Here is a 2457-nt window from a genome sequence, read left to right on the forward strand (position 1 = left end):
CGCGTAGAAATTACCGCCGTGTTTTCTGTTTGTCAACTATTTTTTTATTTTTTTGGCTTTACTTGCCTGCTACAATCTGATGTACAAAATTAAATATAGGAGAGAATATTACCTTTTAAAAGAAGCAGTATGTTGTACTCCTATTAGTAAGATGATAACATGTTTTATAAAATTACAAACTTAAGGAGGGCAATTTGTGGTTCAATTTGCTGAAAATAGTTTTCTTATTGGTTTGATACTTCTTCTTTTATCGTTTTATTATCATTCAGAAGCAATATTACAATTAATGATTAAAATAGTCAATCGAATCGACGAATTTACTGCTAAGCATGAAGTATTAACGATGATAATATTTTGTGGAATACCACTTTGGATGTATATACTCCCTGATGTTACTGCGTATTTTTTTGATTTGTACTTTAATGGCGAACATAAATTTCTTTTTGACTTGCCATTACGATTTCAGGAATTAGTCAAACCTATTGTTGGGCGTATTGATGGAATTATTGTGCTTGTTTCTCTACTAATTGCCGTTCTTTCATTTGGATTTGGGCTAGCAAGTGTTTTTGCTCGTTTTTTTGTTGTTCTTATTATGATTGGAGAGCTGAGAAAAAAGGTTATCCAATTGGTAGTCTGCTACTTTTATAACTTGTTATTGTTTGGGCTAATATATATGAACCTTCAATTTATTGCAGATTTTCGGTGGGCCTCAGAAAGTTTCCAGGCCTATGACAATCCAGCACTATTGCAGGAGATAAAGGCTGGAACGATTAAGACCACTTATCAACCTGCCTTTAGTGGAATATCAAGAAAAATGTGGCAAGACCTTGATCTGTTTGTGAATATTAACGCAAATAGAAATTATGGATATTCCGAGGTGATTATATCGTCCATTACACCTACTGTAGATGCCAAGGCTGATTTAGTCAAAGTTACACCTTTCAGGCAGGTAGTTCGATTTTTGCCTGAGAACAAATTTCAGATTTATCTAGATATGTTATTCCTAAGTGCAAGTACCCAAACTACTTTTGGGATTGGGAATCTCGGGCCTATTAATAGGGATGCTCAAGTATTCATTTTTCTCCAGTGCATAATCGGGCAATTCCTTCTATTATTAGGGCTTGTAAACGTGTCTAAGATAATATCTCAACAAAAACCATTGAAACGTGTTAAGTTGAAATCTTTGACAAAATATAAAAAATATCCGTTGAGTCAATACCGGCCACAGGAAGAAAGCGACCAAGATATACCGATCTCTCCAATTTAGAATTAATAAAGAACGGTTGATTATATAAAATTGGTATTGAAAAAAAGATACTCCGAAGCATGTTATTACTCGATTAACTTAATGTTAATGAACCCATCAAGTGTGATACAAACAAGAAAAACTACATTTATCGTTTGCTATACAAAAATAAAGTATATAAATGCATATACTGGCGCATCCGGACGGCGAAACCGAAAAAAATCCGGACACCGTTCCGGCAACATTCGGACCCTTGTCGATTAATTTGACTGTATAGGGTCTACCCGGTCTGGGGTCATGACGGCGGTCTTAGTGTTATCAGGTACGGTGATCTTGGAAACGCCGTCAAAATATTCATAGGCTTTTATATGAGCGTCAATCCAACTGGCCAGTTTCAATGTCGCCATAGGCATGGACAAACGGATAGGCACTGCGGGCAAATAGCGACGAAGAGATAAGCCGGATGGCTCTCGCCTGTCTCACGTTCTACATAAGACATTTTTTGACCAGCCCAGTCCACTTGGACTTCTTCCCCGGCTTTATGATCGATGTACAGGATGATCTAATTTGCCTTTTTAAAGTTTCGATAGCGTTCGCAAAATTGAGTATACATGATACCGTCGGGGTGTTTTTCTTTATATTCCCCCCAGAGAAGCATCCGGGTGACGCTTTTCTTTTCCATTTCATAAAAAATGTATTCCCAGTCAGGTTCGGGAGGGTCTTTCGATTTTCAACCGGTGGATAGAGCGGAGACATTACTTGTTTGTCAGTGAGGTTGGCCGGCCAGGGCAGGCCGGCTTTTTCGGCCCTGTTCCAACACTTCTGATACAGTTGTTTTGCCACAGTGGTAAGATGCAGCGATTTCTCTGAGAGAGAGTCCTACTTCATGCTTTAATCGGAGTATTTCTCTTGTTTTCAGCATATCTAACCTCCTCATCGTGAGCCCCCTTTACTCAATCTGAATAAAGAGTAGCAGTGATTGTTTCACTCGGCAAGCTGTCCGGATGGGCCGAAATACTCATACAAATTATTTCAAAGAAAAACCAACAACATACAAAATAGTATGGCGTTGGTTTTTATATTGTTAAACAATCAGGGTTTGCTACAACCTGAACATTAAGAAACATGATTTTCTGCGTTAGGCGAGTAAAGCCAAAAAAATAAAAAAATAGTTGACAAACAGAAAACACGGCGGTATTGTGTGCCTCTGA

General features: G+C 37.9%; 3 protein-coding genes. 1 reads left to right on the forward strand and 2 read right to left on the reverse strand.

Annotated elements, in window-relative coordinates:
- Positions 1-196: 196 nt before the first annotated feature.
- The gene (locus tag ALO_RS03485; protein ID WP_004092928.1) at positions 197-1267 is read left to right on the forward strand and encodes a hypothetical protein; all 1071 of its coding nucleotides are present in this window, start codon (positions 197-199) and stop codon (positions 1265-1267) included.
- 239 nt (positions 1268-1506) lie between these two features.
- Here ALO_RS03485 and ALO_RS22315 read toward each other — a convergent pair whose 3' ends face one another.
- Positions 1507-1665 (reverse strand): hypothetical protein, encoded by a 159-nt coding sequence (locus ALO_RS22315; RefSeq protein WP_169313119.1) that lies wholly within the window; start codon positions 1663-1665, stop codon positions 1507-1509.
- A 347-nt stretch (positions 1666-2012) separates the two neighbouring features.
- A complete protein-coding gene (locus tag ALO_RS22320; RefSeq protein WP_004092932.1) occupies positions 2013-2168 on the reverse strand; it encodes a hypothetical protein in 156 nt (51 codons plus the stop codon).
- Between the last annotated feature and the right edge of the window lie 289 nt (positions 2169-2457).

This window comes from Acetonema longum DSM 6540 (assembly GCF_000219125.1).
Lineage (GTDB): Bacteria > Bacillota > Negativicutes > Sporomusales > Acetonemataceae > Acetonema > Acetonema longum.

Coding starts and splice junctions, on each gene's coding strand:
- ALO_RS22320 (WP_004092932.1), bottom strand. CDS start 2,168: ATGCTGAAAACAAGAGAAATACTCCGATTAAAGCATGAAGTAGGACTC.